This window comes from Pseudomonas sp. GW821-FHT10C09, from assembly GCF_059415465.1.
The window spans coordinates 30,998-57,386 of sequence record NZ_JBWKNG010000025.1 but is presented as its reverse complement, the minus strand read 5'-3'; the positions used below and the strand labels follow the sequence as shown (position 1 = coordinate 57,386).

Annotated in this window: 25 protein-coding genes; 9 read left to right on the top strand and 16 right to left on the bottom strand. The window is 59.5% G+C overall.

Features of this window, described 5'->3' with window-relative positions; translation table 11 throughout:
* Nucleotides 1–20 precede the first annotated feature (20 nt).
* A complete protein-coding gene (gene hslO / locus AC07N8_RS23780; protein WP_483840908.1) occupies nucleotides 21–923 on the top strand; it encodes an Hsp33 family molecular chaperone HslO in 903 nt (300 codons plus the stop codon).
* 180 nt (nucleotides 924–1,103) lie between these two features.
* Nucleotides 1,104–2,645: a phosphoenolpyruvate carboxykinase gene (locus AC07N8_RS23775; protein WP_483840909.1), complete on the top strand. Its 1,542-nt coding sequence runs from the start codon at nucleotides 1,104–1,106 to the stop codon at nucleotides 2,643–2,645.
* A gap of 143 nt (nucleotides 2,646–2,788) precedes the next feature.
* Here the strand turns inward: AC07N8_RS23775 and AC07N8_RS23770 are convergent, their stop codons facing one another.
* From AC07N8_RS23770 to AC07N8_RS23740, 7 genes are all read right to left on the bottom strand, one after another.
* Nucleotides 2,789–3,142, bottom strand: a complete 354-nt coding sequence (locus tag AC07N8_RS23770; RefSeq protein ID WP_493145971.1) for a DUF1493 family protein — start codon at nucleotides 3,140–3,142, stop codon at nucleotides 2,789–2,791.
* Nucleotides 3,143–3,225: 83 nt separating this feature from the next.
* Nucleotides 3,226–3,840, bottom strand: coding sequence for a Fic/DOC family protein (locus tag AC07N8_RS23765; protein WP_493145972.1), 615 nt, complete (start codon nucleotides 3,838–3,840; stop codon nucleotides 3,226–3,228).
* A complete protein-coding gene (locus AC07N8_RS23760; protein ID WP_493145973.1) occupies nucleotides 3,840–4,010 on the bottom strand; it encodes a YhfG family protein in 171 nt (56 codons plus the stop codon). The genes AC07N8_RS23765 and AC07N8_RS23760 overlap by 1 nt, the downstream gene beginning before the upstream one ends.
* A gap of 259 nt (nucleotides 4,011–4,269) precedes the next feature.
* Nucleotides 4,270–4,566, bottom strand: coding sequence for a hypothetical protein (locus tag AC07N8_RS23755; protein WP_483840911.1), 297 nt, complete (start codon nucleotides 4,564–4,566; stop codon nucleotides 4,270–4,272).
* 228 nt (nucleotides 4,567–4,794) lie between these two features.
* On the bottom strand, nucleotides 4,795–5,922 hold the full coding sequence (locus AC07N8_RS23750; protein WP_483840912.1) for a hypothetical protein: 1,128 nt from the start codon (nucleotides 5,920–5,922) through the stop codon (nucleotides 4,795–4,797).
* 75 nt (nucleotides 5,923–5,997) lie between these two features.
* Complete coding sequence (locus AC07N8_RS23745) at nucleotides 5,998–6,270, bottom strand: hypothetical protein (protein WP_483840913.1); 273 nt, start codon at nucleotides 6,268–6,270, stop codon at nucleotides 5,998–6,000.
* Between the two features lie 318 nt (nucleotides 6,271–6,588).
* On the bottom strand, nucleotides 6,589–6,735 hold the full coding sequence (locus tag AC07N8_RS23740; protein WP_483840914.1) for a hypothetical protein: 147 nt from the start codon (nucleotides 6,733–6,735) through the stop codon (nucleotides 6,589–6,591).
* 263 nt (nucleotides 6,736–6,998) lie between these two features.
* On the opposite strand from AC07N8_RS23740, the gene AC07N8_RS23735 reads away from it, so the two are divergent.
* The 3 genes from AC07N8_RS23735 (at nucleotide 6,999) to AC07N8_RS23725 (ending at nucleotide 10,751) form a co-directional block, all read left to right on the top strand.
* Nucleotides 6,999–8,933: a RecQ family ATP-dependent DNA helicase gene (locus AC07N8_RS23735; RefSeq protein WP_493145974.1), complete on the top strand. Its 1,935-nt coding sequence runs from the start codon at nucleotides 6,999–7,001 to the stop codon at nucleotides 8,931–8,933.
* Nucleotides 8,934–9,074: 141 nt separating this feature from the next.
* On the top strand, nucleotides 9,075–10,301 hold the full coding sequence (locus AC07N8_RS23730) for a 3-hydroxyacyl-CoA dehydrogenase (RefSeq protein ID WP_493145975.1): 1,227 nt from the start codon (nucleotides 9,075–9,077) through the stop codon (nucleotides 10,299–10,301).
* Between the two features lie 30 nt (nucleotides 10,302–10,331).
* Nucleotides 10,332–10,751, top strand: coding sequence for an acyl-CoA thioesterase (locus tag AC07N8_RS23725; protein WP_483840917.1), 420 nt, complete (start codon nucleotides 10,332–10,334; stop codon nucleotides 10,749–10,751).
* A gap of 70 nt (nucleotides 10,752–10,821) precedes the next feature.
* Here AC07N8_RS23725 and AC07N8_RS23720 read toward each other — a convergent pair whose 3' ends face one another.
* The 4 genes from AC07N8_RS23720 to AC07N8_RS23705 form a co-directional block, all read right to left on the bottom strand.
* Nucleotides 10,822–11,310: a glycine zipper domain-containing protein gene (locus AC07N8_RS23720; RefSeq protein WP_483840918.1), complete on the bottom strand. Its 489-nt coding sequence runs from the start codon at nucleotides 11,308–11,310 to the stop codon at nucleotides 10,822–10,824.
* 337 nt (nucleotides 11,311–11,647) lie between these two features.
* Entirely contained in the window at nucleotides 11,648–13,996 is a 2,349-nt protein-coding gene (locus AC07N8_RS23715) for an FdhF/YdeP family oxidoreductase (RefSeq protein ID WP_493145976.1), read from the bottom strand.
* Nucleotides 13,993–14,832 carry a formate dehydrogenase accessory sulfurtransferase FdhD gene (gene fdhD / locus AC07N8_RS23710; protein ID WP_027922220.1) on the bottom strand — a complete coding sequence of 280 codons (840 nt, stop codon included), beginning with the start codon at nucleotides 14,830–14,832 and terminating at the stop codon, nucleotides 13,993–13,995. The genes AC07N8_RS23715 and fdhD overlap by 4 nt, the downstream gene beginning before the upstream one ends.
* A 92-nt stretch (nucleotides 14,833–14,924) precedes the next feature.
* Nucleotides 14,925–15,812, bottom strand: a complete 888-nt coding sequence (locus AC07N8_RS23705; protein WP_123435391.1) for a LysR family transcriptional regulator — start codon at nucleotides 15,810–15,812, stop codon at nucleotides 14,925–14,927.
* 137 nt (nucleotides 15,813–15,949) lie between these two features.
* On the opposite strand from AC07N8_RS23705, the gene lysM reads away from it, so the two are divergent.
* Nucleotides 15,950–16,390: a peptidoglycan-binding protein LysM gene (gene lysM / locus AC07N8_RS23700; RefSeq protein ID WP_027922218.1), complete on the top strand. Its 441-nt coding sequence runs from the start codon at nucleotides 15,950–15,952 to the stop codon at nucleotides 16,388–16,390.
* A gap of 115 nt (nucleotides 16,391–16,505) precedes the next feature.
* Here the strand turns inward: lysM and yrfG are convergent, their stop codons facing one another.
* Nucleotides 16,506–17,168, bottom strand: a complete 663-nt coding sequence (gene yrfG / locus AC07N8_RS23695; RefSeq protein ID WP_493145977.1) for a GMP/IMP nucleotidase — start codon at nucleotides 17,166–17,168, stop codon at nucleotides 16,506–16,508.
* A 90-nt stretch (nucleotides 17,169–17,258) separates the two neighbouring features.
* Between yrfG and nudE the strand changes: the two genes are divergently transcribed.
* Nucleotides 17,259–17,825: an ADP compounds hydrolase NudE gene (gene nudE / locus AC07N8_RS23690; RefSeq protein WP_483840921.1), complete on the top strand. Its 567-nt coding sequence runs from the start codon at nucleotides 17,259–17,261 to the stop codon at nucleotides 17,823–17,825.
* The gene (cysQ, locus tag AC07N8_RS23685) at nucleotides 17,822–18,649 is read left to right on the top strand and encodes a 3'(2'),5'-bisphosphate nucleotidase CysQ (RefSeq protein WP_483840922.1); all 828 of its coding nucleotides are present in this window, start codon (nucleotides 17,822–17,824) and stop codon (nucleotides 18,647–18,649) included. Before nudE ends, cysQ begins: the two co-directional genes overlap by 4 nt.
* Before the next feature lie 160 nt (nucleotides 18,650–18,809).
* Here the strand turns inward: cysQ and AC07N8_RS23680 are convergent, their stop codons facing one another.
* The 4 genes from AC07N8_RS23680 to rfbC form a co-directional block, all read right to left on the bottom strand.
* Nucleotides 18,810–19,265: a thioesterase domain-containing protein gene (locus AC07N8_RS23680; RefSeq protein WP_493145978.1), complete on the bottom strand. Its 456-nt coding sequence runs from the start codon at nucleotides 19,263–19,265 to the stop codon at nucleotides 18,810–18,812.
* A 40-nt stretch (nucleotides 19,266–19,305) separates the two neighbouring features.
* Nucleotides 19,306–20,697 (bottom strand): sigma-54-dependent transcriptional regulator, encoded by a 1,392-nt coding sequence (locus AC07N8_RS23675; RefSeq protein ID WP_483840924.1) that lies wholly within the window; start codon nucleotides 20,695–20,697, stop codon nucleotides 19,306–19,308.
* Nucleotides 20,694–22,502, bottom strand: coding sequence for a sensor histidine kinase (locus tag AC07N8_RS23670; protein ID WP_123435584.1), 1,809 nt, complete (start codon nucleotides 22,500–22,502; stop codon nucleotides 20,694–20,696). The genes AC07N8_RS23675 and AC07N8_RS23670 overlap by 4 nt, the downstream gene beginning before the upstream one ends.
* 104 nt (nucleotides 22,503–22,606) lie before the next feature.
* Nucleotides 22,607–23,152: a dTDP-4-dehydrorhamnose 3,5-epimerase gene (gene rfbC / locus AC07N8_RS23665; protein WP_483840925.1), complete on the bottom strand. Its 546-nt coding sequence runs from the start codon at nucleotides 23,150–23,152 to the stop codon at nucleotides 22,607–22,609.
* A 197-nt stretch (nucleotides 23,153–23,349) separates the two neighbouring features.
* Between rfbC and AC07N8_RS23660 the strand changes: the two genes are divergently transcribed.
* Nucleotides 23,350–26,262 carry an aminotransferase gene (locus AC07N8_RS23660; RefSeq protein ID WP_493145979.1) on the top strand — a complete coding sequence of 971 codons (2,913 nt, stop codon included), beginning with the start codon at nucleotides 23,350–23,352 and terminating at the stop codon, nucleotides 26,260–26,262.
* Nucleotides 26,263–26,389 lie beyond the last annotated feature (127 nt).

Below are 26,389 nucleotides of genomic sequence, written 5' to 3'. Positions count from 1 at the left end.
CCATTCAGATACCCAGACCTATGACCGACCTACCGGATAACGACTTCACCCAACGCTTCATCTTCGATGACAGCGACACCCGTGGCGAGCTGGTCTCGTTGGAGCTCAGCTACGCCGAAGTCCTGGCCAAGCACGCCTATCCGGAACCGGTCCAGCAACTGCTCGGCGAACTGATGGCGGCCGCCTCGCTGCTGGTCGGTGCGCTGAAGTTCGATGGCTTGCTGATCCTTCAGGCCCGTTCCGACGGCCCGATCCCGCTGCTGATGATCGAGTGTTCCAGTGAGCGCGATATCCGCGGCCTGGCCCGATACGAGGCCGACCAGATCGCCCCTGACGCGACACTGGCCGACTTGATGCCCAACGGCGTCCTGGCGCTGACGGTCGACCCGACCCAGGGTCAGCGCTACCAGGGCATCGTCGACCTCGACGGTGAAACCCTGTCCGAATGCTTCACCAACTATTTCGTCATGTCCCAGCAGGTCGGTACGCGCTTCTGGCTGTACGCCGATGGCCGTCGTGCCCGTGGCCTGCTGCTGCAGCAACTGCCCGCCGACCGCTTGAAAGACGAAGAAGAACGCGCCGCCAACTGGCAGCACCTCACCGCGCTGGCCAGCACCCTGACCGCCGATGAGCTGCTGAGCCTGGACAACGAAACCGTGCTCCATCGCCTCTACCACGAAGAGCAGGTGCGCCTGTTCGACGTACAGAAACTGCGCTTCCGTTGCAGCTGCTCGCGCGAACGTTCGGCCAATGCCTTGGTCAGCCTGGGTGTGGAAGATGCGCAAAACCTGGTCGTCGAACACGGTGGCAACATCGAGATCGATTGCCAGTTTTGCAATCAGCGCTACCTGTTCGATGCCGCCGATATCGCTCAATTATTCGCCGGGGCGGGCGTCGACACGCCGTCAGATACCCGTCACTAAAACGGTTCAGCGCAGGTAAATTCACTGGTTAGCGCCGGTATTACGCCGTTACGACGGGAGGGCCCTACTCTTTTTGGGCTTTTCTGGCATAATCCGGCCCACTTTTTCTCGCGGTAGTAGTGCACGACTTTCTACTACAAAACGTTTGGAGCACTCGGCCACTGGCCGATGGGGAACCTCATGACGCAAGCCAATAACGCCGTGTACACCGATCTGAGTGTTGATGATCTGGTTAAAGAAGCCCTGAATCGCGGTGAAGGCGAGCTTGCCGATACCGGCGCGCTGGTTGTTCGCACCGGTCACCGTACCGGCCGTTCGCCAGTCGACCGTTTCATCGTTGACGAGCCGACCACTCAGGCCGCTATTGCCTGGGGCCCGATCAACCGCAAGTTCCCGGCCGACAAGTTCGATGCCCTGTGGGACCGCGTCGAGGCGTTCAACAACGCGCAAGAGCATTTCGTTTCCCACGTGCATGTAGGCGCGGCTGCCGATCACTACCTGGCCGTGAAAATGACCACCCAGACTGCCTGGCAGAACCTGTTCGGTCGTTGCCTGTTCATCAACCCGGCCGAGTACAACCCGGCTGGCCGTGATGAGTGGCAAGTGCTCAACGTCGCCAACTTCGAATGCGTTCCTGAGCGTGACGGCACCAACTCCGATGGTTGCGTGATCATCAACTTCGCACAGAAGAAAGTGCTGATCGCTGGTATGCGTTACGCCGGTGAAATGAAGAAAGCCATGTTCTCCGTGCAGAACTTCCTGCTGCCGGCTTCCGACGTGCTGCCAATGCACTGCGCTGCCAACATCGGCGAAGCAGGCGACGTGACCCTGTTCTTCGGTCTGTCCGGCACCGGTAAAACCACCCTGTCGGCCGATGAAAGCCGTTACCTGATCGGTGACGACGAACACGGCTGGGGCGAAGGCGTTGTCTTCAACATCGAAGGCGGTTGCTATGCCAAGTGCATCGACTTGTCCGAGAAGAACGAGCCGGTCATCTGGAAAGCCATCAAGCACGGCGCAGTCCTGGAAAACGTCGTTATCGACGATGCCAAGCACGCCGACTACGCTGACGTCAGCCTGACCCAGAACAGCCGCGCAGCCTATCCGCTGGAGCACGTTGCCAAGCGTTCCGAGCAGAACCTCGGTGGCGAGCCAAACGCTGTGATCTTCCTGACCTGCGACCTGACCGGCGTGCTGCCGCCAGTGTCGATCCTCAGCGAAGAACAAGCGGCCTACCACTTCCTGTCCGGCTACACCGCACTGGTGGGCTCGACCGAAATGGGTTCCGGCAGCGGCATCAAGTCGACCTTCTCCACCTGCTTCGGCGCACCGTTCTTCCCGCGTCCGGCTGGCGAATACGCAGAGCTGCTGATCAAGCGCATCCGTGGCTTCGGCTCCAAGGTTTACCTGGTTAACACTGGCTGGACCGGCGGCGGCTACGGCGTTGGCAAGCGCTTCAACATCCCGACTACCCGTGGCGTGATCGCAGCGATCCAGAGCGGTGCGTTGATCGGTGCTGAAACCGAACACCTCGACACCATCAACCTCGACGTGCCATTGGTTGTACCGGGCGTTGAGACTGGCCTGTTGAACCCACGTAACACCTGGGCTGACAAGGCTGCTTACGATGAAGCCGCTAAAGCACTGGCTGGATTGTTTGTCGAGAACTTCAAGAAGTTTGAAGTGAGCGACGCGATCAAGGCTGCCGGTCCTAAGTTGTAAGTGTTGGTTTGATGTAATGAAAAAGCCGCCCTTTGAGGGCGGCTTTTTTGTGGGCGTTCGGTTTTCAGCAATGACCCTACAACTGCCAATATTCCAGCTGAAAGCGCGTCAAACGACCAGAAGAATGGCACTTATAGGGTTGGCTAGATGCCTTCCAGTTTCTCCGTGTCCCACCGTTGTGTCTTGATAGTTTGGTAGAGCATGCCAATGGTCAGTGGGAGCTTGTCGCCACGACCCTTCGCGCGGCGCTTGAGGGAAACGTCAAAGCCGTCGGGCTGAAAGTAGCGATAGGCGTCGTAGTCCACCAAATCGACCCTGAACTGCTCTTCCAGCGCTTCCATCAAATGCTGCGCATCGGCACCGTCGCAACCCAGGTCGAAATTGATCGAGGTGGTCAGGCTGATGGTTTTGCGTTCGGGCAGACCGAGTTCTTCATGCAGCAACTGCATGAGCAAGTGCATGGTGTGGTCGTCGGGGAAGTTGGGGGCGAGGTTCATTGCTCAGGTGTCTGGTTGGGCTTACGCGGATCTTATTGGGGGGCTGACTTTGGGGGAAGGGTGGATCTAGAGGGTGAGATCGTTTAAATCCGCGGCAATGACCTGTCCAAAGGGTCACCGATGCATCGCTCAAAAATCGCTTTCAAACCACTGTAGTCGCACATTACTGCGTCTATATTCGCGGGTATCCAAGCGGCATCTTTGATAAGCCACCAATCGACAGCAAATCCTGCATTGATGATTATCTGTTCAAATAAAATGCGTTGAGCTCGGCCGTTTCCTTCTCGAAAAGGATGAATAACGTTGAGGTCACCATAGGCTTCGGCAATCTTTACGACTAATTCAGCTTTACCGATGCCTGCGAACCAGGCCGCACGTTCCATGACACGAAAGATTTTTTCAGCTTCCGGGATGATTCGTTCTGCCGTACAAAAAAGCGTCTCGCCCTTCTGAATGTTCACGGTTCTCAGCAATCCAGCCCATTCATAGACGTCTCCAAAAAGGGTCTTATGAACATGCTGTAGGAGATTGAGGTCGTATGGCGGGGGGAGGAGAGGTAAATTGCTGACGGCGATTTCTGAAAGTTCTCGCTCAGCTTTGTGTAGGATTTCTTCATCTTGGATATGGAGCAGATTACGCAGTACCCCGCTGTCGGGGTAACAATAGGGGTCTTGGCCGACCCCGTATTTATCGATCATCAGCGTGGATTCTGACGATATTTACTAAGAACCGATTCCCGTGAAGGGAGCGGTTTTTCAGCTTCGGAACGCGTGGTATCGAAGCCTTCAAGACGTAAGCTCGCCAGGTAATTTGACCGGCGGACTTTTTCGTAATAATCCTGTTTTTGCTGAAACGTCAGTTCGCTCATGACATCTGCCTCTCGATGCAAGGTTCAAGTGTAGCTCAAACGACCTAGCCAATTGGTCGGTATTCTTGATGCTTTGGAGCTTTAGGCGTGTAGCTCTGACGCTTTTGTTTATTGAAAAATATCCGATTCCGCATGGTTCATGATAATGACTAATACCGGATATTTAGGGGCATTTGATCGTTCCCACGCTCCGCGTGGGAATGCAGCCCGGGACGCTCTGCGTCCCAAGAGCCGGACGCGGAACGATCTTCACGCAGCATCAGGCTGGTGCTTTCCAGCCCATCATGCGTTGCTGGGCGACTTGCATCAGGTCGAAGCCGTCCTGGGTCAGCAGGTAAAGTGCGTGGGTAATGTGGGGGATGTCTTCGACGTCACCGTGTTTGAAGCAAATGCAGTGCAGGGTTTTAAGCAGGTCGCTGGATGCGCGGATGCGCTGCATGGCAGCTTCGAGGATGTCCTGGGGGTTGGCCTCTGTGTCGATGATCAGGGGCGGGGTATCGGTGAGGTTGGTTTGCAGGGGGCGGTAGCGATCAAAAAGAGGATTTAACGTTGTCACTGATGAACACCTATATGTAATGGGTAATGTGAGCTCTCTTTGTCGGGTGACCAAGCCCGAGTCGCTGATTTTGCAGCGACGGTCACGACTATAGGTCGAGCCACCAACCAGCGATAGACGACAAAGAGTCCAGACCTGTAGGAACCGGCCGAACCTCGGCTAGTCCCTTTCTATAGGAATTTTCCGCGACACAATTTCTCTCGTTTTCTCGATCCGGCGCCCCTCACTTCAACGAATATGCCGATAGGAATCCACATCCGCCAAGCCAGTGTTCAACCCGGTCGCCGGCGCGTAGATCGTGCCCCGCACCGCCGAGAACTTCACCCCGTTACTGCCCAGCGAAACATACCGCTCGCCCTGGTCCAGTTCGGTGAAGTAGGTGTACGAGTACTTTTCCATGGCTTTGTATTTTGCGGCGTCGCGGGTCATGGTGTTGTGATGGTTTTGCAGGTCGGCCGGGGTCAGGTTGAGGGTTTTGTTCAGCGGTACGCCCCAGCGCTTCAAGCACACTTCGGCAAAGTGGCGGACGATCAGGCCAGGCTCGGCCAGGGTTTTGGGGCCGCTGACACCATCGGCTGAGGCATTGCCGACCAGCGTGCCATGGCGGCCGGGCAGGGGGTAAATGTGGGTTCGGGTGCCGGTGGCCGTTTGCGGGATGACACAGCTGAAGCCTTTGGAGCGCTCGTCGCGGGCGTAGAAGCCGACATACTCCTTTACATTGGCATTGAGTTTTACTCTGTCTTCCTGAAAGTTACTGATGCCGGGTACGGGATCAATCGCAAAGATACTGACGGGAATGTTTTTTAATGCCGCATCTTTAAACATGGCGTTGGCCAGCATATGGCAACTTATGCCTCCACGGCTCCAACCGACCAAATTAACTTTGGTGGGGATAATGCCGTCTTTGCGGAAGGTCTTGATGATTTGTTCCTGTAATTTTTGTTGGGTCACGCTGCGTTCGCCATAATTATATTTACGCCATAGCCAGGAACCTTCGACTTTCACATCTTCAATCGGAATACCGGCAGCTTTGAGGCGGTTGTATTCGGTCTCGGTCAATTGTTCCCGCTGCCAGTCACATTTGCCTTTGATGACATTGACGGCGTGTTTGACGTTCTCCTCCCAGCCTTTTCCGAACAAGGTGCCGCTGAGGCCGTAGTCTTTGGACTGGGTGAACAGTTCATCCGCTTGCAGGTTACTGGTGCCGGGGCCATCGATCACGATCCATTCGGCAAACTCTCGCCCACCGTGCAGGGAAGCCAGGGTCGAAACCAGTTCGCCGTTCCAGTAAGTTGGATTTTTACTGTCAAATTTAGTCGAGCCGGTTCCGCAAAAGAAAATAGTTAAAGTGGTCATTGTTGTGCTCTTGTTTGATTAAAGAGCGGGCAGGTTAGTGTCGGTCGTTTAAATATTGAAAGTGATGGATTGTTTCTATGTTTGTGAGGGTGGTGTTCTTTGTCTGGCAATATCGAGAAGTTCACAGCCGTCCTGTGTTAATAAATACAGCGCATTTACTATGTTGGGAATATCTTTTACATCCGCCTGTTTGAAGCACAGGCAATAAAGCGTTTCGAGCAAGTCACTGGCCGCGCGCAAGCGTTGTTGCGCGGCGTCAAGGATCGCGCCGGTACTGGCAGCGGTATCAATGACCAACACGGGAGTTTCGCTGTAACTGGTTTTGAGTGGGCGATAGCGATCTTGCATGAGGTCCGTCCTGTTTTCAGCGGCGCGGCAAACTATAGGGGCCTGCATCGAAGCCTCGCAATACCGCGCAAATGGACAGGGTTTGTAGGGGATTTACTGCTGTTGTCGCCTTTTGCCTACGTGCGGCCCGAGGTTTTTTTCAGCAATACCCTTGGGAGGCGAATTTCCTACGGGATCGTCAGGCACAGCGCTTCAAACCTCGGAAGAGGTTGCTTCAGAATCTGTAGGACGTTTCGAAAACGACTGTGCGCTTACGGGGAATCAGCCCGGCTTAAGCTGTGTGGGCGAGCAAGAGCCGGGACACTTGACCCGCAGTTGTCAGGAAGTTCGCCAAGCCTGTTGGGTCGAACACTCCAGGGTGTCGCACGTAGCGAGTAACGGTGGCTCCGTCAGTGGTCCATCGCAGGCACTCAGCAGCAGGGACGTCAGGATCAGCGCAACAGCAACAATCGATTTTTGGAGCATGGTCATTCCTTGTTCAAATGCCGCGCCCATCAGGCGTCCTGCCGTGATGTGAAGTGCGCGGACGGTTGTTTTGCGAGAAAGACCTTACCGTCAGACTGAATGGCACTGCGAGGAACAAAGTGTTTCGTTTGTTTCATTCTGTGGCCAAGCCCCATAGGGCGACGCTGTATCATCCCGTATCGTTTTGGTCCCGACCTTTTCTCGACTCGCTGCGTTTGCCGGCTAGGCTTTGGGCTTCGCAGCGGTCAACGGAGTGACAGCTTATGCACAACACCCTGGAACAGGTTTTCGGTTATCCACAGTTTCGACCCGGCCAGGAGGCGGCAGTCAGCGCGGTGTTGGCCGGGCGCTCGGCAGCGGCGATTTTTCCCACCGGTTCAGGCAAGTCTCTTTGCTATCAGCTGCCGGCCCTGTTGCTGCCGCACCTCACGCTGGTGGTTTCTCCGTTGCTGGCGTTGATGCAGGATCAACTGGCGTTCCTGCAACGCCACGGCATTGCGGCGGGCAGTATCGATTCGGCGCAGAGTCGCGATGACGCCAGCGATGTGATGGCTCGGGCCAAGTCCGGTGAGTTGAAGATCTTGATGATTTCCGTGGAGCGGCTGAAGAACGAGCGCTTCCGCAACTTCCTGCAGCAAGTCCCCATCTCGCTGCTGGTGGTGGACGAGGCGCACTGCATCTCGGAGTGGGGCCACAACTTTCGCCCCGATTACCTCAAGCTGCCCGACTACCAGCGTCAGTTCAATATCCCGCAGGCACTGCTGCTGACCGCGACTGCGACGCCCAAGGTGATCGCCGACATGCAGGCCAAATTCGCCATCGCCCCGGAAGACGTGGTGACCACGGGTTTCTACCGGCCAAACCTCAATTTGTTGGTCGAGCCCGTTCGCGGTCAGGACAAACGCCGACGTCTGGTCGAATGGATGAGCGAACGCCCCAATCAGCCAAGCATCGTCTACGTCACCCTGCAAAAAACCGCTGAACACATCGCCGAACACTTAGGGCGCAACGGTATTCAAGCGGAGGCCTATCACGCCGGTTTACCTCACGATCAACGTGAAGGCATACAGAAGCGGTTCATGGCCGGACAGTCCAATTGCATTGTCGCCACCATCGCGTTTGGCATGGGGATCGATAAAAGCGACATCCGCAACGTGGTGCATTTCGACCTGCCCAAATCCATTGAAAACTACAGCCAGGAAATCGGCCGCGCCGGGCGTGACGGGCAGCCATCCGACTGCCTGGTATTGGCCAACCGCGACAGCCTCAACGTGCTGGAAAACTTTGTCTACGGCGACACACCTGAGCAGGACGGGATCCGCTGTGTGCTCGATGAAATGCTCGCCGCCGCGCCTGAGGGGCAGTGGGAGTTCTTGTTGGGGCCGTTAGCCGATCAAAGCAACATTCGCCAGTTGCCACTCAAGACCTTGCTGGTTCAACTGGAGCTTCGCGGCTTGATCGCCCCGCGTTACGCCTACTACGCCGAATACCGGTTCAAGTATTTGCAAGAGCCGGACGCCTTGCTTGCGCGGTTCGAGGGTGAGCGCAAGGAATTCGTCGCCGCGATCATCCAGACCTCCAGCCGCGCACGAACCTGGGCCACGGTGAATTTCGATGCGCTGTACGAGCAGCATCAGGCCGAGCGCAATCGGGTGGTCAAGGCGCTGGATTATTTCCAGGAGAAGGGTTGGGTCGAGCTTGAGAGCAAGCAGATGACCGAGGTGTACAGCTTGCTGCAAACGAGTTTTGACAGTCAGGCCTTGAGTGCCGAACTGCACGCTTATTTCACACAACATGAGCGTACCGAGATCGCGCGGATTCACGCCATGTTGGATCTGTTCGCCACTGACCGCTGCCTGGGCTACCGCCTGGCCGAGTATTTCGGCGACGAAAATGCGCCTCGGCAATGTGGGCATTGCTCGGTGTGTCACGGGCATGTGGCGCGGTTGCCTGCGCCGCCTGAATTGCCGACGCTTGTGGATAAAAATTTTGAAGCGCTGTGCGCTGACTTTATCCACAGGCATGAGCAACACACTGGCAACGTTCCATCTGCTGAACGGGTGACGCGTTTCCTGTGCGGGATCAGCGTGCCGCTGTTTACCAAGATGAAGGCGCGGGCTGTTTCAGGGTTCGCGGCGCTGGAAAACTATCCGTATGCCCAAGTGCGGGAATGGGCAGAGCAACATCTCTCGGGCTGAACCGCTCCCACAGGAATTTGCGGTGATCTTGCGGCCACATCCATCCGCTGAATGTTGCTCATCACAGGAATAAATTTCAAAAAACTACGATGGCTGACTATGGTGGGGGCTGTCTTTGGATCGCCAACAAGAGAGCAAATCATGAGCCAGACGCCATTCAATATTCAGCGCGCCGCCGTCATCGGGGCGGGCACCATGGGCCGTGGCATTGTCATGTGCCTGGCCAACGCCGGGGTGCCGGTACAGTGGGTGGATAACAATCCGCAGATGCTTGAACAGGCGCTGGCCACGGTGGCCGAAACCAACGCACATAATGTGCGACAAGGGCGTATCGATCAGGCTGAGGCCGATGCGCGTACTGCGCGAGTGACCGCAGTGGCGGATTACGCAGCGATCCGCGAGGTCGATCTGGTGATCGAAGCGGTATACGAAAACCTCGAACTGAAACAGAAAATCTTCCGCGAGCTGGACGGCCTGCTCAAACCCGAAGCGATTCTGGCCAGTAACACGTCGGCGCTGGATATCGACGCCATCGCCGCCGCCACTCGCCGTCCGCAGCAAGTGCTGGGCCTGCACTTCTTCAGTCCGGCCCACATCATGAAACTGCTGGAGGTGGTCCGTGGCGCCCAGACTGCGCCGGCGGTGCTTGATGCAGCGCTGGCACTGGGCAAGCGCATGGGCAAGGTGAGCGTGGTGGCGGGCAACTGCGACGGTTTTATCGGCAACCGCATGCTCAATACCTACGTGCTCGAAGCGCGCAAGATGCTGCTGGAGGGCGCTTATCCCTATCAGGTGGATGCCGCGCTGCAAGGTTTCGGTTTCGCCATGGGGCCGTTCCGTATGTACGACGTGGTGGGCGTCGACCTCGGGTGGCGCGCTCGGGAACTGTCGGGCACAGGGCAGGATGCACCGGAGGTTCGAGTGGATAACCGGCTCTGCGAGCTCGGGCGTTTCGGTCAGAAGAGTGGCAACGGTTATTACCACTACGAGCCCGGCAGCCGTCAGGCCGAGCACGATGTGGAAGTCGATGCGCTGGTGCTGCAGGTCAGCGAAGGATTGGGCTTCCAGCGTCGTGAGATCAGCGCTGAGGAGGTTCTTGAGCGTTGCTTGCTGGCACTGGTCAACGAAGGGGCGAAGATCCTTCAGGAAGGCATTGCGCAGTCCGCTCACGATATCGATCTGGTGTACCTCAACGGCTACGGCTTCCCGGCGGCCAAGGGCGGGCCAATGGCCTGGGCGGATCAGCAAGGCCTGGCAGACATCCACCAGCGCTTGATGGCCCTGGAAACCCGGCAGGGCGACCACTGGAAACCGGCACGCCTGATCGGCGAGTTGGCTGCGATGGGTAAAGGCTTTGCAGACCGGTAGACTTCAGCCACTTCCAGACGAGAGCTGCGCATGAACCAACGCACCGACTACCCACACTTCCAGCCCATCACCACGCGCTGGCACGACAACGATGCTTACGGTCACGTCAACAACGTCACCTACTACAGCTTCTTCGACACGGCGGTGAACACTTACTTGATCGAAGTGGGTGGCCTGGATATCCATGACGGCGAAGTGGTGGGTTTTGTCGTGAGTTCGGCGTGCGATTACTTTGCGTCCATCGCCTTTCCGGACCGGATCGAGATCGGCCTACGGGTCGGCAAGCTCGGCAACAGTTCAGTGCAATACGAATTGGCGGTGTTCAAGCACGGGGACGACGATGCCTGCGCGGCCGGGCGCTTTGTGCATGTGTTTGTCGATCGTGCTTCGAATCAGCCGGTGCCGATTCCTGCCGGGTTGCGTGGGGCGCTGGAGCGCCTGGTGGTGTAACCAAGGCAAAAAAAATCGCAGCCCAAGGGCTGCGATTTTTTATGTACCGGTCAACGAGGCGATTGAAGCCTTAGTCGCGGTAATACTTGTGATGCTTGCGATGCCCGTAGGCATGACCGCGGCCAGGGTGGCGGTCACGGTAGTAGCGACGATCATCGCCATGGCCACGATAGGAGCGATGATCATCGTCGTCATCATTGCTCTTGTTGCCCATGTAGTTACCCAGCGCGCCACCGGCGCCGCCGCCTGCTGCGGAGCCGATCAGGCTGCCGGTGGTGCCGCCCATGCTGCGGCCGACCACGTTACCGCCTGCTGCGCCCAGAGCACCACCGATGGCGGCTTCGCCGCGGCTGTGTTTGTTTGCGCCAACTGCGCTACCACCCGCGCCGCCCAGGGCCGCGCCGATGGTGGAACCTGTATTGCCGCCCAGCGATTGACCGACGACCGAGCCAAGAACCCCGCCCAATGCGCCGCCCACACCTGCTTCGGTGGTGCCGCCAGCAGAAGCAAGGCCACTGAACAAGCCAAGGGACAACAAGAGAATCGAGGAGAACTTCATGGAGGAACCTCAAGGGGATGACGGCGCGATCCTGAGGCTGTGTCAGGGTGGTGACAATCGAAATCCGACGAGTAACACGACTTCAGCACATTTCTATAAGTTACTGTTTTTTAGACGGAACTTAACTGTTTTTCGCCGGTCTTTAGTTACTTCGGATAGGCCGTTTCTTTATAGAAACGGCCTTTTTTGTGGGCGATTGGAAAGTGGTTGATCCGAGAAATTCGCCAAATGACCTATCGCCATCGCGAGCAGGCTCGCTCCTACAGGGATCTTGTATTCAACACAGATCCATTGTGGGAGCGAGCCTGCTCGCGATGGGGCCAGATCAGACGCTGCGTTAAGCCGATTTGGCCAATATCAACCCAGTCTCACTCGCCATTTCCAACCGGATCGCCACAAACTTCGACGTCGGCGTATGGCTGCCATCCCCGATGCTTTCCAGCGGCACCAGCGGATTCACTTCCGGATAGTAAGCCGCCGCTTGCCCCGCCGGAATATCAAACGCCAACAGCGTGAAGCCCTTCACGCGGCGCTCACGCCCGTCATCCCAGATCGAAACAATGTCGGCCTTCTGCCCCGGTTTGAAACCCAGGCGAATGATGTCGGCTTCGTTCACAAACAACACATCGCGCTGGCCTTTCACCCCGCGGTAACGGTCATCAAGACCATAAATCGTGGTGTTGTACTGATCATGGGAACGCATCGACTGCATGATCAGATCGGGCAGCACGCCCGTCGCGCGGGTGCGTTCGTGCACCAGGTCTTTGGGCAAGACGTTCGCACGGAAATTCGCACGGCCCGACGCAGTATTCCACTTACGCGAACCGGCGCTGTTGCCGAGGTAGAAACCGCCCGGATTCTTGACCTTTTCGTTGAAGTCCCGGAAGCCCGGGATCGTGTCGGCAATCAGATCGCGGATGCGGTTGTAATCGGCCACCAGCCAGTTCCAGTCCACTGGTTTGCTGCCCAGCGTGGCGGCGGCGATGCCGGCAATGATCGACGGCTCCGAGCGCATCTGGTTCGACAGCGCCTGCAGCTGGCCGTTGGAGGCGTGGACCATGCTGAACGAGTCTTCCACGGTCACCGCTTGCGGGCCTTCGGTCTGGATATCGATGTCGGTACGGCCCAGGCACGGCAGGATCAACGCGTCTTTACCGTGAGCCAAATGGCTGCGGTTGAGCTTGGTGCTGATCTGCACGGTCAGGTCGCAATTGCTCAACGCCTGGAAAGTGCGCGAGCTGTCCGGCGTGGCTTGGGCGAAGTTGCCACCCAGGCCGATGAACACTTTGGAGCGACCGTCGGCCATGGCATGGATCGCTTCGACCACGTTGTGGCCATTGTCACGCGGCACCTTGAACTGGAAACGGCGCTCCAGCGAATCGAGGAACGCCACCGGCGGACGCTCGTTGATGCCCATGGTCCGGTCGCCCTGCACGTTACTGTGGCCACGCACCGGGCACAGACCGGCACCCGGTCGGCCGATGTTGCCGCGCAGCAGCATCAGGTTGGCGATTTCCTGGATGGTCGCCACCGAATGGCGGTGCTGGGTAATCCCCATCGCCCAGCACATGATGACGTTCTTGGCCTTGACGTACATGCGTGCCGCTTGCTCGATCTCCACCAGGGTCAGGCCGGACTGCTCGACGATCTGTTCCCACGGCGTATCGTCGACGGCGGCCAGGTAATCCAGCACGTTGGCGCTGTGTTCGTTGAGGAAGTCGTGGTCGAACACCGCAGGCTCATCGGCCTTCTGCGCATCGCGTTCCCATTGCAGCAGGAACTTCGCCATGCCACGCATGATCGCCATGTCGCCGCCCAATGCCGGACGGAAGTACGCGGTGTTGGTCGGCTTGTCGCCGTTGGTGAGCATTTCGATCGGGTGTTGCGGGTGCTGGAAGCGTTCCAGGCCACGCTCTTTCAGCGGGTTGATACACACCACCTGCGCGCCGCGTTTCACCGCCTCGCGCAGTGGTTCGAGCATCCGCGGGTGGTTGGTGCCGGGGTTCTGGCCCCAGACGAAAATCGCGTCCGCATGTTCGAAGTCGTCAAAGGTCACGGTGCCTTTGCCAACGCCAACGCTCTGCGCCAATGCCACACCGCTGGCCTCGTGGCACATGTTCGAGCAGTCGGGGAAGTTGTTGGTGCCGTAAGTGCGCACGAACAATTGATAGAGGTACGCCGCTTCGTTGCTGGCGCGGCCCGAGGTGTAGAACTCGGCCTGGTTGGGGCTCGACAGGCCTTGCAAATGCTTGGCGATCAAGGCGAACGCGGCTTCCCAGCTGATCGGCTTGTAGCGATCGGTTTCGGCGTCGTAGCACATCGGCTCGGTCAAACGGCCCTGGTACTCGAGCCAGTAATCACTTTGCTCCAGCAACGAGCTGACGCTGTGCCGGGCGAAGAACGCACCATCGACACGGCGCTTGGTCGCTTCCCAGTTCACCGCTTTGGCGCCGTTCTCGCAGAACGCCACCATGCCGGCTTCCTTGGAGTCGCCCCAGGCGCAACCCGGGCAGTCGAACCCACCGTTCTTGTTGGTCTTGAGCATCATGCGCAGGTTTTTCAGCGCGTTGTCGCTGGTCAACCAGGCCCGGGCAACGCTGGCCAGCGCGCCCCAACCACCGGCCGGACCTTTGTAAGGCTTGTAACGAGGAACAGGTGTCTGGTCGGCTTGACGGTGTTGACTCACGCTTGATTCTCCAAAGCCGGGCTGTAGACCCGCGGCGCATTCTTCTGGGGCAGATGGATGAGGTTGAGGTTGTGACGTCGGGCCCATTGCACGGCAAGGCCCGTGGGCGACGACAGGCTGACGAGGGTCTGGATGCCTGCACGCAACACTTTCTGGATCAATTCGAGGCTGCAACGGCTGGTGACAATCGCCAGGCCGCCGGTGGTCGGGATCTTCTGGCGGATCAGCCCGCCAATCAGCTTGTCGAGGGCGTTATGGCGGCCGATGTCTTCGCGGCCCAGCAGCAACTCGCCCTGACCGTTCATGAACACCGCCGCATGCACCGCACCGCAGTGCTGACCGAGCGGCTGGAATGCGCCGATGCGCTGGCGCAGGCCATCGAGCCATTCGGCGGGCGGCAGTGGCGCGCCCGGCAATACCTTGAGGTCGGGCAATGCCTGTTCAACCGCTTCCACGCCACACAGCCCGCAACCGCTGGTGCCGGCCAGTTGCCGACGTTGCTGCTTGAGGTTCCAGAAGGCGCGATTGGCGATGGTCACTTGCGCGTATTGCGCCGACCCCGAGCCGCTGAGTTGCAGGTCATAGATGTCGGTGGCGTCTTCGATGATGCCGCTGCCCAGGCTGAAACCGACGATGAAGTCTTCAAGGTCAGTCGGCGTCACCAGCATCACCGCCTGGCTGATGCCGTTGTAGGCGATCGCCAACGCCACTTCCTCGGCGAGCGCGGTGCTGGCCGATTCGGTGTATTGGAGGTCGCTATAGCTGTAGGTCTGGCTTGCGTCTGGCGCGGGCGTTTCAAGGGCTGGCGCCGCGCAGGAAGGGCGCTTGGCGTTCATGGCATCACCGACGGATTGGTCAGGCTTAAGCCTAGGCGCGTCAATAGGTCGCGTCTAATCGCTATTACTGATCTGCCGATAGATGACGTCGATCAAGAGTCTGTCGGTGATTTCTGATAGATCGCGAAACAGGCCTCCGCCAAGGCCGAACGCGGTGCGCTTCGACGCATGATCAGCCCCAGCCGGGCGAGGGTCTGGGCTTTTTCGATGGGTTGCAGGCGCAAATGATCGGTGAGGTTTTCCAGGCCTCCATCCAACGGCATCACCGCGCAGCAGAGGCCGCCGTGCACCGCTTGTAACAATTGATGGACGGCGTCGGTTTGCAACAGGGGTTGGGGCGTCAGGCCGCGGCTGTGGAAGTTGTGGTCAATGGACTGACGAAAGTGCATGCCGCTGGTGAGCATGCCCAAGGGCAACTCGATCAGCGATTCCCATGTCAGCGGCGCTTCGCCGAAACTGAAGAAACGATGATCGTAGAGCAGGCCCATGCGGGTTTCGCTGAAGGCCAGCGAGTCGAAACGCTCGCCGTCCAGGCGTTCCAGGTAGGACACGCCGAGGTCGAGGCGGTTGTTCGCCAGTTGTTCGAGGATTTGCTCGGAGCTTAGGGCCGAGAGTTCGAAACGCAGGTTCGGGTGTTCGGCATGCAGGCGTTGCATCAAGGGCAGTGGGTCGAAACTCGACAGCGGCACCACGCCCAACCGCAGCGTACCGACCAGATTGCCGCGACACGCCGCGGCTTCAGCCTGCAAACCGTCGTAAGCAGCCAGCACCGTGCGCGCCCACGCCAGCACCCGTTCACCCGGTGCCGTGAAACCTTCAAAGCGCTGGCCGCGATTGACCAGTGGCAAATCAAGTTCTTCTTCGAGGCTGCGCAGGCGCATGGACAGGGTCGGCTGGGTGATGTGGCAGCGCGCAGCGGCTTGACCGAAGTGCCGGGTTTCGTCGAGGGCGATGAGGAATTTCAGCTGCTTGATGTCCATCTTCGCTCCAGGGCGCGGTGAGGGAGGGGATTCTAGCGCTTGCGCCGGATCAACGTCATTGGTCGGGTTGGAACCGGGGATTACAAGCTTGGTCTAGGCTTTTGCGTCTGGAACCCAAAACCCAAGGAGAGTGCACCATGAGTCTTTTGAGCTTTGTGAAAGAAGCAGGCGAAAAACTGCTCGATTTGCTGACCCCCGGCAATGCCAATGCCAGCGAACAGTTGAAGGAACACATCAGCAAGGTCGGCCTGGGTAACCCGAATGTGCAGGCCACGGTGGATGGCGACAAAGTGACCGTGACCGGGGAAGTCGGCAGCCAGGAGGAGAAGGAAAAGATTCTGTTGGCGGTGGGCAATATTGCCGGCGTGGGCAGTGTGGATGATCAGATCACAGTGACCGGGCCGGTGGCGGTGGCCGCGAGATTCGTCGTTGTTGAGAAGGGCGATACTTTAAGTGCGATTTCGTTACGCGTTTACCATGACGCCAACAAGTATCAAAAAATCTTTGAGGCCAACAAGCCAATGCTCAAGGATGTGAACAAGATCTATCCGGGACAAACCTTGCGGATTCCTGAGTAATCCCTGTGGCGAGGGAGCTTGCTCCCGCTGGGGCGCGAAGCGCCCCCAAAGTCTTTGCGACTGCTCCGCAGCCGAGCGGGAGCAAGCTCCCTCGCCACAATGACCGCATCTTGAATCAAAGCCCGGCAATCAGCTCCCGATAATCCCCCACCGCCGCAAACTCCGCCGTGTCCTTGGGCCCTTTGCGACTGTCCGGCTCACTCACCGCCAACAGATGCGCTACGCCAAAAGCGCGCGCACTGCGCAGGATCGGCAACGTATCGTCGATAAACAGACTGCGCGCCGGATCAAAGCCGATATCGGCCTGCAACGCCTCCCAGAATTGCGGATTCTCCTTGGGAAAACCGTAATCATGCGAGCTGATCAAACGCTCGAAATACGGCGCCAGTTCAATCCTTTCCAGCTTCAATGACAGCGAATCGCGGTGCGCATTGGTGATCATCACCACCCGCTTGCCGGCCTGTTTGATCGCCGCCAGAAACGTATCCGCATCCGGGCGCAAGGCGATCAAGTGCGCGGTTTCCAGCTTCAGTTCGCGCACCGGCAGTTTCAATTCGGCGCTCCAGAAATCCAGGCAGTACCACTGCAACTGGCCGGCATTGCGTTCGAACAGCGGCTGCAACTCCATCTCGGCCATGGCCCGGCTCACCCCGTGCAACTCGGCGTAACGCTGTGGCAAGTGCTCCATCCAGAAATGGTTGTCGTAATGCAGGTCCAGCAGCGTGCCGTCCATGTCCAGCAGAACGGTGTCGATGTCGCGCCAGGGCAGCAGGGACATAAAAAACTTCTCCAGCGGTAAAAGAGATATCCGAGGTCAACAATCAGGATAGGCCGGGTATAGTAACGCGTTCACGCCCAGGAGCTTTTCATGCGCCAGAAACCCACCGTACTCGCCCGCGAGATCGTCGCCACCAGCCGTCTGTTCTGTGTCGAGGAGCTGAAACTACGCTTTTCCAATGGCGTGGAGCGCACCTACGAGCGTCTGGTCGGCAAAGGCGCAGGCTACGGCGCGGTGATGATCGTGGCCATGCTCGATGCCGATCACGCGGTGTTGGTCGAGGAATACTGCGGCGGCACCGATGAATATGAACTGTCCTTGCCTAAAGGCCTGATCGAGCCGGGTGAAGACGTGCTGGCGGCGGCCGAGCGTGAGCTCAAGGAAGAAGCCGGGTATGGCGCGCGGCAATTGGAGCATCTGACCGAGTTGTCGTTGTCGCCCGGTTACATGAGCCAGAAAATCCAGGTGGTGCTGGCCACCGATCTGTATGAAGAAAGCCTTGAGGGCGACGAGCCCGAGCCGATGGGCGTGGAAAGGATCAACTTGCGTGAGCTGTCTGCGCTGGCACAGAACCCGCGTTTCACCGAAGGCCGTGCCTTGGCGGCGCTGTACCTGGCCCGTGATCTGCTGACCCAGCGCGGGGTGTATCTGCCATGAATTTTCCACATCCATTGATGGCGCCGGTGGTTGAACTGGCGTTGAAGGCTGGCGATGCGATTTTGCCGTTCTGGCGCACCGGCACGGCGGTGACGGCCAAGGCTGACGATTCGCCGGTGACCGCTGCCGATCTGGCGGCTCACCATTTGATTCTGGCCGGGTTGACCGCGCTGGACCCCAGCATCCCGGTGCTGTCCGAAGAGGACGCCAACATCCCGCAAAGCGTGCGCGCCGGGTGGCAGCGCTGGTGGCTTGTGGACCCGTTGGACGGCACCAAGGAATTCATTTCCGGCAGTGAAGAATTCACCGTCAACATCGCGCTGATTGAGCAGGGACGGGTGGTATTTGGCGTGGTGTCGATGCCGACCAACGGGCGTTTCTACGTCGGTGGTGCCGGTTTGGGCGCCTGGCGTGGCGACAAGGGCAGCTCGCCATTGCCGATCCAGGTCCGCGAAGTGCCTGCGGCGGGGGAAGCGTTTACGGTGGTTGCCAGTCGTCGACATTCGAGCCCGGAGCAGGAGCGCTTGCTGGCCGGGTTGAGCGATAGCCTGGGGGAGTTGCAATTGGCCAACATCGGCAGTTCGTTGAAGTTCTGTCTGTTGGCGGAAGGGGCGGCGGATTGTTATCCGCGCCTGGCGCCGACTTCGCAGTGGGACACGGCCGCGGCGCAAGGCGTGCTGGAAGGCGCGGGCGGCGAAGTGCTGGATTTGAGCGGTGCGCCGTTTTGCTATCCGGCGCGGGAGTCGTTGTTGAATGAATTCTTTTTGGCGCTGCCGGCGAAGGCTGCGTGGCGCGAAAAATTGCTGGAACTGGCCCGTTCCTGACCGCGGCTAGAAGGGCTTACCCCACAATCTGCCAACTATGCAAAACCCTTGTGGGAGCGAGCCTGCTCGCGAAGGCGGTGTATCAGACAACACTAATGTCGGCTGACACGCCCTCTTCGCGAGCAGGCTCGCTCCCACATGTTTTTGTGCTGGCCTCTACTCAGCGGTGCAGCACGTACTGCCCCGCAAACCGCACCGCATCCTCATCACTGTCGACATTCACAATCCTGGAATGCAGCGTCAACCGCGCCCGCCCATAACGCTGATACATCGCCAGAAACTTCTTCCACACCGCCGCACTCGGTGCCTGGCAAATCGCTGTCGCATCCATGGTCACTGGCAGTGGATAGCTGATCTGCCCTTCGTGAATCACGATGTGCCCGTCTTCAATCCCTTCTTCACGCAAGCGCAAATGCAGCCAGCCCCAACCCGCCAGCACCGCGCCGCAATACAGGCTGCCGCCGAACATGGTGCTTTTGTGGTTGACGTTGGCTTCCAGCGGCAAGTACAGGCGCAGTTGCTGGTCGTGCCAGTCGAGCACTTTGACGCCCATCGCCTGCGTCAGTGGGATGTCGTGATGGAGAATGGATTCCAGGTGACGACTGTCGCGGCTCATGCACGGACCTCTTGTTTGAAAGTGATGAATTAACGGACGCTCAATCGAGATCGTCGCTCGTACCGCTGGCGCTACCCGCGAAGTTCAGCCCATGTTTGCGCAGCTTGTCGTGCAAGGTTTTGCGCGGGATGCCCAGCGCTTCGGCGAGGCTGCGCACGGAGCTGTGAGAGCGCGCCAGTTCGGCGGCGATCAGGCTCTTTTCAAAGTTTTCCACTTGCTCGCTCAAGCCGCCGCTGACCCCTTCAACTGGCACGCTGCTTGCGCCATCCGACGTGTTGTTGTCCAGCGCCAGCTCCAGGCCCAAGGCAAAGCGTTCGGCGGCGTTTTGCAGTTCACGCACGTTGCCCGGCCAGGTGTGGCGCAGCAACAGGGCGCGTTGCCCCGGTTGCAATTCGTGGGGCGGTAAACCGTGGCGGGCGCTGGCTTCGTCGGCGAAGTGCTGGAACAACATCAACGCGTCTTCGCCGCGTTCGCGCAGCGGCGGAATGCGCAAGGGCGCGACGTTCAGGCGGTAATACAAGTCAGCGCGGAAGCGCCCTTGATCGGCGGACTGGCGCAGGTCTTCCTTGGTCGCGGCGATGATGCGGATGTCCAGCGGGATCAACTGATTGCCGCCCAAGCGCTCGACGACGCGTTCTTGCAGCAAGCGCAGCAATTTCACCTGCACATCCAGGCTCATGCTTTCGATTTCATCGAGAAACAGCGTGCCGCCATTGGCGAACTCGAACTTGCCGATGCGACGTTTTTGCGCGCCGGTGAATGCGCCGGGCTCGTGGCCGAACAGCTCGCTTTCCACTACCGACTCGGCCAGTGCGCCAGCGTTGATCGCCACGAACGGGCCATTCCGACGGTTCGACAAATCGTGCAGCGCACGGGCCACGACTTCTTTGCCCGCGCCGGTTTCACCGAGGATCAACACGTCAGCCTTGGTCGCGGCCAGTGCGCCAATCTGCTCGCGCAGGCGCAGCATCGGCGCCGATTGCCCAACCAGGCGGGTGCTCAGTTCGTTGCGATCACTCAAGGCCAGACGCAGGCTGCGGTTATCCAGCACCAACCGGCGCAAGGCCAGCGCACGGCGCACGCTGTCGAGCAGGGCATCGCTGGCGAACGGTTTTTCGAGGAAGTCATAAGCCCCGGCGCGCATGGCTTGTACCGCCAGCGGCACATCGCCGTGGCCGGTGATCAACAGCACCGGCAGCTCCGGGTCCTGGGCATGCAGTTCGGTCAGCAATTCGAGACCGTCCATGCCCGGCATCCGAATGTCGCTGACCACCACGCCCGGCCAGTCGCGCTCCAGTTGCGCGGCCAGGCCTTTGGCTTCGGCCAGCGGCAGGATTTTCAGGCCGGCCAGGTCCAGGGTCTGACTCAAGGCCTGACGCAAATGGGGATCGTCGTCGATCAACACGACCTGAATGCGATTGTCGATGGTCATGCACTTCGGTCCTCGGACGGTTGCAGGCTCACGCCCGGTGCGCCAGCGCGCAGCTTCAGGGTAATCAGGGCGCCACCTTCCTTGTGGTTGGCGAACGACAGTTCACCTCCGAAGGCACGCATCAGGGTTTCGCAAATCGCCAGCCCCAGTCCAAGCCCTTGTGTGCGGGTCTTGGTGGTGTAGAAGGGCTCGCTCGCACGCCCCAAGGCTTCCATGCAAAAGCCGGGGCCGTTATCGCGAATGTACAAAGTGACGCCGTCTGCGGTGGATTGGGCACTCAACCAGAGTTTACGTGGCGGACCTTTTTCGGTCAGCGCATCGAGGGCGTTGGCCAACAGGTTGCCGAGCACCTGACGCAGACGGGTTTCCCCGGCCTCGACCCACAGCGTGGCGGCGGGCAAATCGCGGATCAATTCGACTTCCATGCTGCGTCGACGCTTGGCCAGCAACGCCAACGCGTCATCCAGCGCCGGTTGCAGGGCCACGCTTTCCGGCGCGTGACGATCACGGCGGGCGAAGGCGCGCAGGTGAGCGATGATCGAGGCCATGCGCCCGGTCAATTCGCTGATCAGTTTGAGGTTGCCACGCGCATCGTCAGTGCGTTGATGATCGAGCAGCACCTCGGCATTTTCCGCATAGCTGCGAATCGCCGCCAGCGGTTGATTGAGTTCGTGGCTGATGCTCGCCGACATCGTGCCGAGTGCCGACAATTTGCCGGCCTGGACCAGATCATCCTGGGCGCGAACCAGCTCTTGCTGGGCATGCTCGCGCTCCAGCACTTCCTGTTTCAATCGGCGGTTGAGGCCTTCAAGGTCGCTGGTGCGCTCGGCGACCCGACCTTCGAGTTCACGCCGGGCCTTGGCTTCGAAGGCGATCCGTTCGAGGTAATGGCGTCGGCGCTGCATCATCAGCCCGAGCAACAGCATTACCACCAACAGCGTTGCGCCACCAATGGCGACCACCGTGCGCACCGGGCGATCGATCAGGGTGCGTGGGGCAAGGATGCTGACGTTCCAGCCGGTTTCGGCGATCTGCCGGGTCTGCGTCAGCCAGGCATTGGGATTGAGTTTCAGCGGCTTCGGATCGCGGGTCGGATACGGCTGGATCGCAGAAATGGCCTGGTTTTCTTCATCGCTCAACGGGCGGGTCGAGCGAAAGCGCCACTCCGGTCGCGAGGTGAGAATGACCACGCCGTTGTGGTCAGTCAGAAGAAGTTGTTCCGGGGTTTTGCCCCAGAGGCTTTCGGTGTGGTCCAGGTCGACCTTGACCACCAGCACGCCGATGACTTTTTCGCCATCGCGTACCGCGGCGGCGAAGAAGTAGCCGCGTTTGGCCGAGGTCGTGCCCAGGCCGAAAAACCGTCCGAGCCGCCCGGCCATAGCTTCACTGAAATAAGGCCGGAAGGAAAAATTACGCCCGACGAAGCTGTCATGTTTGTCCCAATTGGACGCCGCCAGTGTCTTGCCACGGGTGTCCATCAGGTACATGACTTCGGCACCCGTTTGGGTGCTGATGTTTTTCAGCAAGCGGTTGGCGTTGCCTTGGGTGACGCTATCGTCTGGCGCACCGAGTACGGCGCGCAGGGCCGGCAGGTCGCCGAGGATCTGCGGCAAGACTTCATAACGGTGCAACGTGCCCAGCAGGTTGGCGACGTACAGGTCGAGGGTCTGACGGTTCTGCCCGGCCAGTTCGCTGCGGTAGTAGCGCTCGGCCAAATGCTCCAGCGGCCACAGCAGCGGCGCCAGGCACAGCGCCAGCAGGGCGAGGCTGCGCCAGCGGGGTCTGCGAGGGAGGGTCGGAGTCATGAGCATCGAGCGCCTGAGGGTACAGGCGCATTATGCCTAGGCTTGATGGCGCAGTCTGCGCACCTTGGCCAAGTCGTGGTGGCGACGAAGATGCAGGCAGGGTTTCAGGAAAAGACTTCAGCGTCCTTGAAGAATGCGGCTGCCTGGTCTTTTCCGGACAGTTGCGGTGCGTCTTCCAGTTGCCAATCGATGGCCAGGTCCGGGTCGTCCCAGCGAATGCTGCGCTCGGCGGAGGGGGTGTAGTAGTCGGTGGTTTTGTAGAGGAATTCGGCGAACTCGCTCAGCACCACGAAACCGTGGGCGAAACCTTCCGGGACCCAGAGTTGGCGATGGTTGTCGGCCGACAGACGCACCGCTACCCATTTGCCGAAATGGGGTGAGCTACGACGAATATCCACCGCCACATCCAGCACTTCACCGGCCGTCACGCGGACCAGTTTGCCTTGGGTGTTTTCCAACTGGTAATGCAGGCCGCGCAGTACACCTTTTTGCGAACGGGAATGGTTGTCCTGGACAAACTGTGTGTCCAGCCCCGTCGCTTCTTCGAAGGCCTTGGCATTGAAACTCTCATAGAAGAAGCCGCGTTCGTCACCAAAAACCTTGGGTTCGATGATCAGAACACCGGGTAGGTCGGTGGTGACAACATTCATGGTGCTTCTCCGGTAATAGGCGTTGATGGCGGACATTCTTGCGCAAAGTGCCGAGGGAGGCGAGTACGACTTGATTTTTTCTAATCCGATCGCTGGTTGTGTTGAGTGTAAGGGCAGTTCAGGCAATCGAAAGGGGGTTGCGTATCGCCTCTGGCAGTGGCGATATAAGCGGCTAATAACATTTAAGAGGTCGCTGTATGCCGCTCGCCACGTTGATTCATCGCGCCAGTTTGCCCAGCCCGCAAGTGTCTGCGCAGCAAGCGCTAGAGCTGCTGGAGGGACATTACGGGCTGAGCGGAACGTTGCAGGCCCTGGGCAGCCAGCAGGATCTCAACTTTCGTGTGGACAGCGACAAGGGGCGTTTCGTCCTGAAAATCTGCCGCGGCGATTACTCGGCGCTGGAACTGCACGCCCAGCACGCGGGGCTCAAGCATTTGCGTGAGCAGTCCGGCGTGAAGGTGCCGCGAGTGATCCTGGCGAAAAATGGTGCTGATCTGCTCACGCTGGATGTCGCGGGTCAATCGGTACACGTGCGCCTGCTCGACTACATCGAAGGTCAGTCGCTCACCCATCTGGATCACCTGCCGGGTGCCGTGATGGCGGGTTTCGGTCAGTTGTGCGGCGAAATGGACCTGGCCCTGGCCGCGTTCGACCATCCGGGCCTTGAGCGCACATTGCAGTGGGACGCCCGTCACGCCAACGCATTGATCGGCCATTTGCTGCCGGTGATCAAGGATGACGCGCAGCGCCGGTTGATCGCCGAGGCTGCCGAGCGCGCCGAACGTCATCTGCAACCGCTGGTGGACAAGTTGCCGGTGCAGGCCATTCACATGGACATCACTGACGACAACGTGGTCTGGCAGCGCGATGCGCAACGCCAGTGGCAGTTGCAGGGCGTGATCGATTTCGGCGACCTGGTCCGCACCTGGCGCATCACCGATCTTTCGGTGACGTGCGCGGCGCTGCTGCACCACGCCAACAGCGACCCGTTCTACATTTTGCCGGCCATCGAGGCGTATCACGCGGTCAACCGTTTGCAGCCCGCAGAACTGCTGGCGCTCTGGCCGCTGATCGTCGCGCGTGCGGCGGTGCTGGTGCTCAGCGGCGAGCAGCAAGTCAGCATTGATCCGGGCAACCAATACAGCCGCGACAACCTGACCCATGAGTGGGAAATTTTCCGCGTGGCCACCTCGGTGCCGCTGGAACTGATGGAAGCGGCGATTCTGGCGTGTGTTGGCCAGAGCCTGCCGAGCATCGGCAGCGAAGGGTTCGCGCCATTGCTGCCAAGCCTGGTGGGGCGCGAGTTTGCGCTGATCGATCTGGGCGTCCTCAGCCCGCATTTCGAGGCGGGCAATTGGGAGCAGGAAGGGATCGACCAGCGACTGTTGACGGAAGCCGCCGCCACCCACGGGTTGGCCGCCAGTCGCTATGGGCAATACCGGTTGTCGCGAACCCGGCCAGACACTGCGGACGAGCCGGACACTTGCCCGTTGCACGTCGAGTTGCGAGTGCCCCACGGCACGGCGGTCGAATCGCCGTTTGCCGGGGTGGTTCATCAACCCTCGGCGGGCGTGCTGCAACTCGACGGTCCGCAACTGAGCGTACGGCTGTGGGGCGTGACCCCGTCGCTGCACGTGGGCGCCGCGCTGGTCAAAGGCCAGGTGCTGGGCTCGGTCAGCGGTCCGCTGATCGTGCAGTTGTGCCGAGGCACTGCGTTCAATGCGCCGCTGTTCTGCACACCTTCGCGTGCCCTGGCCTGGCAAGCCTTGTGCCCGTCGCCCGCGACATTGCTGGGGCTGGCTTGTGACGCTGAAGAGGAACTGGATTCGCAGACGCTGCTGGCGCGCCGCAGTGCCAGTTTCGCCCGGACCCAAAAGCACTATTACATCGACCCGCCGCGCATTGAACGCGGCTGGCGCAACCACCTGATCGACATGCAGGGCCGCTCCTACCTCGACATGCTCAACAACGTCGCGGTGCTCGGCCATGGTCATCCGCGCATGGCGGCGGTCGCCGGTCGCCAGTGGTCGCTGCTCAACACCAACTCGCGTTTCAACTATGCGGCGGTCGCCGAGTTCTCCGAGCGCTTGCTGAAGCTGGCGCCGGACTCCATGGACCGGGTGTTTTTGGTCAACAGCGGCAGCGAGGCCAACGACCTGGCGATTCGCCTGGCGTGGGCCTACAGCGGCGGGCGCGACATGCTGAGCGTGCTGGAGGCCTATCACGGCTGGACGGTGGGCGCCGATGCGGTGTCGACGTCGATTGCCGACAACCCCAAGGCCTTGAGCAGTCGTCCGGACTGGGTGCATCCAGTCGTCGCGCCGAACACGTATCGCGGGGAATTCCGTGGCCCGGACAGCGCGCCGGACTACGTGCGCAGCGTCGAACACAATCTTGCGAAAGTCGCTGCACAAGGACGCAAGCTGGCCGGTTTCATTTGCGAACCGGTGTACGGCAATGCCGGCGGAATCTCGTTGCCACCGGGCTATTTGCAACAGGTCTACGCCATGGTTCGCGCCCAGGGCGGTGTGTGCATCGCCGATGAAGTGCAGGTCGGCTATGGGCGCATGGGTCATTTCTTTTGGGGTTTTGAAGAGCAGGGCGTGGTCCCGGACATCATCACCATGGCCAAAGGCATGGGTAACGGCCAGCCGTTGGGCGCGGTGATCACCCGCCGGGAAATCGCCGAAGCACTGGAGGCCGAAGGTTATTTCTTCTCGTCGGCGGGAGGCAGTCCGGTCAGTTGCCAGATCGGCTTAGCGGTGCTGGATGTGATGGAAGAAGAAAAGCTCTGGGAAAACGCTCAGGAGGTGGGCGGCTATTTCAAGGAGCGCCTGGAAGCGCTGATCGATATTCATCCGCTGGTGGGCGCGGTGCACGGCTCCGGGTTCTATCTGGGCGTCGAGCTGATCCGCAACCGCGACACGCTGGAACCAGCAACCGAAGAAACCACGGCGCTGTGTGATCGCCTGCGCGAGCTGGGGATTTTCATGCAGCCGACCGGTGATTTCCTCAACGTCCTGAAGATCAAGCCGCCGATGGTGACCTCGCGTCAGAGCGTGGATTTCTTTGTCGACATGCTTTCGAAGGTGCTCGTGGAGGGCCTGTAAACCCATAACCCTGTAGGAGCGAGTTAATTCGATAGATATCGGCTTTTAAGCAAAAAAAAATGACAGAAGGTTTCTTGGTGGCTTCTAAAGCCGATATTTATCGGCTATAAAGTCACCGCTGCCTTGC